Here is a 6,283-nt window from a genome sequence, read left to right as displayed (position 1 = left end):
TTCAATTGGTTGAACAATTCAAGGGGAAGTACACAATCACTTCTATTTTGTCTGCCCTAGAAGTGCCACGTTCTACATTCTATCGTTGGATGAATAGTGGAATCACCTATCGGAATCCACATGAAGATATCATTATAGAACTATGCAAAAAATACAAATATCGTTGTGGTCACCGTAAGATTAAAAAGTTGTTGAAGCGTGATCATAATATTGAATTACACCGAAATACAGTACAGAAAATCATGCAAAAACACAATGTACAGTGTAGAGTGAAACCAAAGCGAAGATGGAAATCACAAGGGGAATCAGAAGTAATTGCACCGAATATTCTACAACGTGACTTTACTGCTTCTAAACCAAATGAGAAATGGGTAACGGATATTACGTATATTCAATATGGGAGCGAAACCTTATATCTTTCATCCATTATGGACTTGTATAGTAATGAAATCATTGCATATAAGCTGTATAACCATCAACAGACGCCGCTGGTGATTGATACACTCGAAGAGGCATTAATCAATCGTCATAATCCAGAAGGTGTCATTCTTCATTCAGACCAGGGGAGTGTTTATACATCGTATGCCTATCAGAATAACGCGAAGAAAAACCATTTTGTCAGCAGTATGTCAAGACGAGGAAATTGTTGGGATAATGCCGTAATTGAATCCTTTCATTCTAGTTTAAAGTCAGAGGAATTTCAGTATATTAAATTCAATTCTTTATCCAACTTTACTGTTGTTGAGAAAGTGGATGAATACATTAAACATTATAATGAGGAAAGAATTCAAGAAAAATTAGGCTACCTTACGCCAAAAGAATTTGGCGTCGTGGCAGCCTAAAATAGGTGTTTTATATGTGTCTCATATCGCTATGTCAGTTCAATCATTCCCTCTTTTATTAAATAATATTTGTTAGAAATTCTTTTTCAAGCTCTGAAAGTGGAATAAGGGGTAGACGAACACTACCTACATTCATACCTTTTATATTTAAAGCCGCTTTCACCGGACTAGGGGAAGGTGCCATAAACAATACTCTCATTATTGGAATTAATTGACGGTGCAAACTTGCAGCCTTTTTTACATCTCCGTTGTCAAAAGCATCAAGCATTTCTTTCATTTCCTTCCCAATTATATGGGAAGCAACCGATATAACACCATCTCCACCAATGGATTTAATAGGAAGAGTTAAACTATCGTCACCACTATATACGGTGAAAGTTTCACTAGTATTGTCAATTATCTTAGAAATTGCATCAAAGTCACCACTAGATTCCTTTATTGATACAATATTCTCCACCTTAGACAAGGCTACAACTGTTTCCACGGCTAATTGAACAATCGTTCTTCCAGGAATATTATATAACATAATTGGCAATTTTGTGCCATTTGCAATTGTTGAAAAATGCTGAAATAGCCCCTCTTGATTTGGTTTATTGTAATATGGTGTAACTAGTAAAGCTCCGTCAACACCTAGCTCTTCTGCTTTCTTAGTAAGTTCCAAAGATGCTTGGGTGTTATTTGACCCTGTTCCTGCAATGACCGGAACACGTTTATCAACTACTTTTACTACATGCTCAAATAATTGAAGTTTTTCTTCTGAACTTAGCGTAGGAGACTCGCCAGTTGTTCCAGCAACTACTAAACCATCGGTCCCATTATCAATGAGAAAATTAATCAATAACGTTGTTTTGTCATAATCTATTTCATTTTGTTCATTAAATGGTGTAACCATTGCTGTGAGTAATTTCCCAAAATCCATTACTCTACTCTCCTTTCAACTTCGACTACATAACAACTCACATTCGAGATGAAGAGTAATCATCTAAACCGATCCAATATTCCCACTAAACACAAATAATTTAACTACTTAAATTATCTAATTCAAACGTTTCATGAAGTGCATTTACCGCTGGAATAAGATCATCATGATGAACCAACACCCAGATGGTTGTATGACTGTCAGCAGATTGAAGGATTTGAATACCAGCATCTGTGAGTGTGTGTACAATTTTCGCTGTAACTCCAGGTACACCTGTCATTCCAGCACCCACCAATGAGACCTTAGCACAGTTTCGAATTGTTTCTGGTTTATAAGATAAATCTTCTAGTAACTCTACAGCTTTTTCTGTAAATATCTCTGGAATAGTGTAGACTACACCCGTAGGCGAAATATTAATAAAGTCAACGGATATTCCCGCTTCTGCCATTACTTTAAACACTTGTGAATGTAATTGATAAGCTTCTGTTTCAGCATAAACTTTTATTTGAGTTATGTCAGACATATGAGCAATCCCAGTGACGAGACGATCAGGTATATCCTTACCCTTTACAGTATCTCTTGAGTTTGTCACCAATGTACCAATCTCGTTCGATTTTGTTGATCTTACTCGAATTGGAACTTTCGCTTGCATAGCGATTTCTACTGCTCTAGGATGGATTACTTTTGCACCTTGATAAGCTAAGTTGCAAATCTCCGCATAGGTGACAACATTCAATGTTCTTGCTGTTTTTACTACTCTTGGGTCTGCAGTCATAATTCCTTCTACATCAGTAAAGATGTCAATGTATTCAGCATCTAACGCAGCACCTAGTGCAGCAGCAGAAGTATCACTACCTCCTCTGCCGATTGTAGTCACTTCACCAGTTTCCGTTTTCCCTTGAAATCCAGCTACAACTATGACATCTGAATGCTTAAGTTCTTCAAAAACTCTTTCTACATTCATCGCTTTGATTTTTGCTTGTGTAAAGTCTTCATTTGTCAAAAAACCAGCCTGTGCACCAGTCATAGCAACTGACGCTATCTCATTGTTTTTTAATTCATTAGAAAAAACAACAGATGAAATCGTTTCACCACAGGATAGTAGTAAATCTTGTTCTCTTTTACTAATTTTTGTATGCGGGAAGTCGACTAACTTCAATAATGAGTCAGTTGCATAAGGATCTGGATATCTACCCATAGCTGAAACTACCACGACAACTTTATAACCTTCATCTATAGCATCACTAATATGCCCGATAGCACTCTGTCGCGACTCTTTATCACTTACAGATGTTCCGCCAAATTTTTGTACTAAAATCTTCATATTGACACCTCTAAGTTACAGCCAGTTATTTTTAATAAGAGATTCTGCTATTTGAACAGAATTCCATGCTGCTCCTTTTAGTAAGTTATCAGATACTACCCATAAGTGGAATCCTTTCGCATTATCAAGATCTTTTCTCACTCTACCAACAAATACTTCGCTTTTCCCTGAAGCACTTAATGGAGTTGGGTAAGTCTGTGTAGATGGATCGTCTTCTAGAATAATACCATCAGCATTTACCAAAGCTGATTGAATATCTTTTACTGTGACATTTTCATCTGCTACTTCTACATAAACACTTTCAGCATGTGATGTGAAAAATGGCAACCTTACACATGTTGCTGCTACAGGTAATCCAGGAGCATGCATGATTTTTTTCGTTTCATTAATCATTTTCATTTCTTCATACGTATATCCATTTTCTTGAAATACATCGATTTGTGGTAATGCATTAAAAGCTATTGGATAATGCTTTTTATCTCCGGATACTGGAAGTAAATTTGCTTCCATATCTTCACCATTTAAAAATGCTTGTGATTGATCTTTTAATTCATCAATTGCCAAGTTACCAGCTCCAGATACAGCTTGATAAGTTGATACGATTACTCTTGACATTCCAAATTTTGCTTGAATTGGTTTTAAAGCAGCAACCATTTGTATTGTAGAGCAATTTGGATTTGCAATAATGCCATTATGTTTCGCAATATCTTCTTCATTTACTTCTGGTACTACTAAGGGTACGTTCTCATCCATACGGAAAGCACTTGTGTTGTCGATAACGACAGCCCCACGTGCAACCGCTTCATGAGCTAAACTTTTTGAAACAGATCCACCTGCAGAAAATAACGCAATTTGTATTCCTTCAAAACTTTCAGGTGTTGCTTCTTGAACCGTGTACTCTTCACCTTTAAAATTTATCTTTTTTCCAGCCGAACGACTAGATGATAATAAAGTTAATTGTTTTATAGGAAATTTTTTTCGTTCTAACGTTTCCAACATTTTGTGTCCTACTGCACCTGTTGCTCCTACTAATGCTACATTGTATCCTTGTTCGTTTACCATAAATACTTGCCCCTCTCTTATAATCACTTACTTGTAAAAATTTATTAATAGTATATATTCTAACATATCTCTTACAAGTAAGGTACAGATAGGATAATATCAGTTATTTTCTTTCAATAATAACGGGTTGAATTTGTTTGAAGTTAAGCGCATGCTCAATTGTATCTTGAATGAGTGTCATATCAGAAACTAATGAATTTGGTTTCTTAATCGGGTCGTCTTGACCATAAGGTACAAAATACATAAGTTTTGTAGACATTAGACGCATCAAGTTAGTACCGTTTAATCCCAATGCATCATTGGTTGAAATAGCCAACACGACGGGGTTTCCATTTCTTATAGTCGCTTTTGTTGCCATTAAAACCGGTGTGTCTGAAATCGCATTAGCTAGCCTGCTCATCGAATTACCAGTTAATGGAGCAAGAACCATACAATCCAATGGCTCAATTGGGCCAAGTGGCTCCGCATCAGGAATTGTAGTTATCGGATCTCTTCCACAAATTTCTTTAATACGTTGCATATGATCCTTTGCTTTACCGAATTTTGTATCTGTACTTTGTACTGTATATGAAACAACAGGAACTACTTCCGCACCTGCATCTACAAGCTTTTCAATCTCAGGAAATACAGCTTCATACGTACAATGAGAACCAGTAATACCGAACCCTATTTTTTTCCCTTCTAAAGACATATGACTTATTCCTCCCCTAAGTCTTGCTCATACATTATTTGTTCTACGACCGTACCAAGAATTTCTCCAGCAGTTTTTGGAGCTACGATTCCTGGTAATCCTAACGAATGCAGAGCTTTAATTCCTCTTTTTTCTGCATAATCAAAATCGGTTCCACCAGGTTTAGAGGCTAAATCTATAATTAGTGCATTAGATTGCATTGTTTTTATTACATCATTAGTTACTACTAGTGCCGGAACAGTGTTAATCAAAATGTTACATTGAGAAGTATATGCAGAAAGTTCATTCATGTGAAATGCAGTTACCCCCATTTCAGTTGCCCTAGCAATATCTTCTTTACTTCTAGAACCTACATGTACATCTGCACCTAATCCCGCAAACTTACTTGCTACACTCATACCGACTCTTCCTAACCCTAGTACAATTACATTAGAAGAATGAATGGTAAAGTCCGTGTTCTGGATTGCAATCATTATTGTACCTTCAACAGTGGGAATGGAGTTATAAATTGCGACATCATTTCGTTCCATGAGTGGAATTAATGATAAACCAGCTTCATTCACACTATTTATTAAATAATCATTAGCAATCCCACTGAATACTAAACAATGTTTAGACAATTTTTTAAACCATTCTTTAGTGACTTGTAAATTTTTATCTGAAAAAACTGTTTCAATATAACCTAATCCATCCGTACCTGGTATTGGCAAGATTACAGCATCTAATTTACTTAGTTCTAAATCATCTAAGTCAATTTGTTTCGCTCCAGTGAATCCTTGATTTAATTGATCAAAACCTACTAATTCAATATGAATATCATCAGATTTGGACATGTTCTTAACCATTTCTAAATACCTTGCGTCACCGCCTAATACTGCGATGTTTTTAGTCTTATTCATCGTTTCACCTCACCTGGAGTAATCACTATTCTTTTTTATATTATGAATCTTTTTCTAGATAGTGAAAAAAATCCGAATTTATTCAACCATAACTAGATAATTAGACAAACAACCAAACCTTGAAAAATTAATACTCCTATTAGAAAAAAACTCTGTCAATGACAGAGTTTTTGCAAAAAAGCACACAGTATATTTTTTCATTTTCCCGCAAATTATCAGGACTCTATTATTATCATATCTTCCCCAATCTTTTTAATGTCACTCCAATTAATACGAATGCTGTCTCCTTCCTTTTTCATTCCGAACCAACTGTAATTCGGAATAATAAATGATTCAATTTGTCCTGTTCTTTCATCTAATTCCAAATCCGTTTGTCCTAATATGCCTAAACGTGTGCCCGATTTAATATTAACAATTTCTTTTCCACTCATATCTTTGTATTTCATCACGTACCTCCTCATAATCGATTTCATTACTATTGGTCACCATTTATATAAAACTATGCTACAAATAAAAAACCTATGAATAAATCATAGGCTTTAGTTG

7 protein-coding genes are annotated in these 6,283 nt (G+C 35.5%); 1 reads left to right on the top strand and 6 read right to left on the bottom strand.

What is annotated here, in order from left to right:
- Positions 1-842 (top strand): IS3 family transposase (locus QQS35_RS06565; RefSeq protein WP_285929948.1); only part of this gene is annotated, 842 nt, incomplete at its 5' end.
- A 58-nt stretch (positions 843-900) separates the two neighbouring features.
- Here the strand turns inward: QQS35_RS06565 and dapA are convergent.
- The 6 genes from dapA to QQS35_RS06535 form a co-directional block, all read right to left on the bottom strand.
- Complete coding sequence (gene dapA, locus QQS35_RS06560) at positions 901-1,761, bottom strand: 4-hydroxy-tetrahydrodipicolinate synthase (protein WP_285931117.1); 861 nt, start codon at positions 1,759-1,761, stop codon at positions 901-903.
- Between the two features lie 100 nt (positions 1,762-1,861).
- Complete coding sequence (gene dapG, locus QQS35_RS06555) at positions 1,862-3,085, bottom strand: aspartate kinase (protein ID WP_285931116.1); 1,224 nt, start codon at positions 3,083-3,085, stop codon at positions 1,862-1,864.
- 15 nt (positions 3,086-3,100) lie between these two features.
- Positions 3,101-4,147: an aspartate-semialdehyde dehydrogenase gene (asd, locus tag QQS35_RS06550; protein ID WP_285931115.1), complete on the bottom strand. Its 1,047-nt coding sequence runs from the start codon at positions 4,145-4,147 to the stop codon at positions 3,101-3,103.
- A gap of 103 nt (positions 4,148-4,250) precedes the next feature.
- Positions 4,251-4,838, bottom strand: a complete 588-nt coding sequence (locus QQS35_RS06545) for a dipicolinate synthase subunit B (RefSeq protein WP_285931114.1) — start codon at positions 4,836-4,838, stop codon at positions 4,251-4,253.
- A 5-nt stretch (positions 4,839-4,843) separates the two neighbouring features.
- Positions 4,844-5,737 (bottom strand): dipicolinic acid synthetase subunit A, encoded by an 894-nt coding sequence (gene dpaA / locus QQS35_RS06540; protein WP_285931113.1) that lies wholly within the window; start codon positions 5,735-5,737, stop codon positions 4,844-4,846.
- Positions 5,738-5,952: 215 nt separating this feature from the next.
- The gene (locus tag QQS35_RS06535; RefSeq protein WP_285931112.1) at positions 5,953-6,183 is read right to left on the bottom strand and encodes a YlmC/YmxH family sporulation protein; all 231 of its coding nucleotides are present in this window, start codon (positions 6,181-6,183) and stop codon (positions 5,953-5,955) included.
- Positions 6,184-6,283 lie beyond the last annotated feature (100 nt).

Origin of the sequence: Aquibacillus rhizosphaerae (assembly GCF_030282825.1) — a bacterium.
Classification (GTDB): Bacteria; Bacillota; Bacilli; order Bacillales; family Amphibacillaceae; genus Aquibacillus_C; species Aquibacillus_C rhizosphaerae.
This window is presented reverse-complemented; position numbering and strand designations above follow the sequence as displayed.

Excerpts from the sequence above, each read along its gene's own strand:
- dapA (WP_285931117.1), bottom strand. The coding sequence starts at position 1,761 with ATGGATTTTGGGAAATTACTCACAGCAATGGTTACACCATTTAATGAA.
- dapG (WP_285931116.1), bottom strand. The coding sequence starts at position 3,085 with ATGAAGATTTTAGTACAAAAATTTGGCGGAACATCTGTAAGTGATAAA.
- asd (WP_285931115.1), bottom strand. The coding sequence starts at position 4,147 with ATGGTAAACGAACAAGGATACAATGTAGCATTAGTAGGAGCAACAGGT.
- QQS35_RS06545 (WP_285931114.1), bottom strand. The coding sequence starts at position 4,838 with ATGTCTTTAGAAGGGAAAAAAATAGGGTTCGGTATTACTGGTTCTCAT.
- dpaA (WP_285931113.1), bottom strand. The coding sequence starts at position 5,737 with ATGAATAAGACTAAAAACATCGCAGTATTAGGCGGTGACGCAAGGTAT.
- QQS35_RS06535 (WP_285931112.1), bottom strand. The coding sequence starts at position 6,183 with ATGAAATACAAAGATATGAGTGGAAAAGAAATTGTTAATATTAAATCG.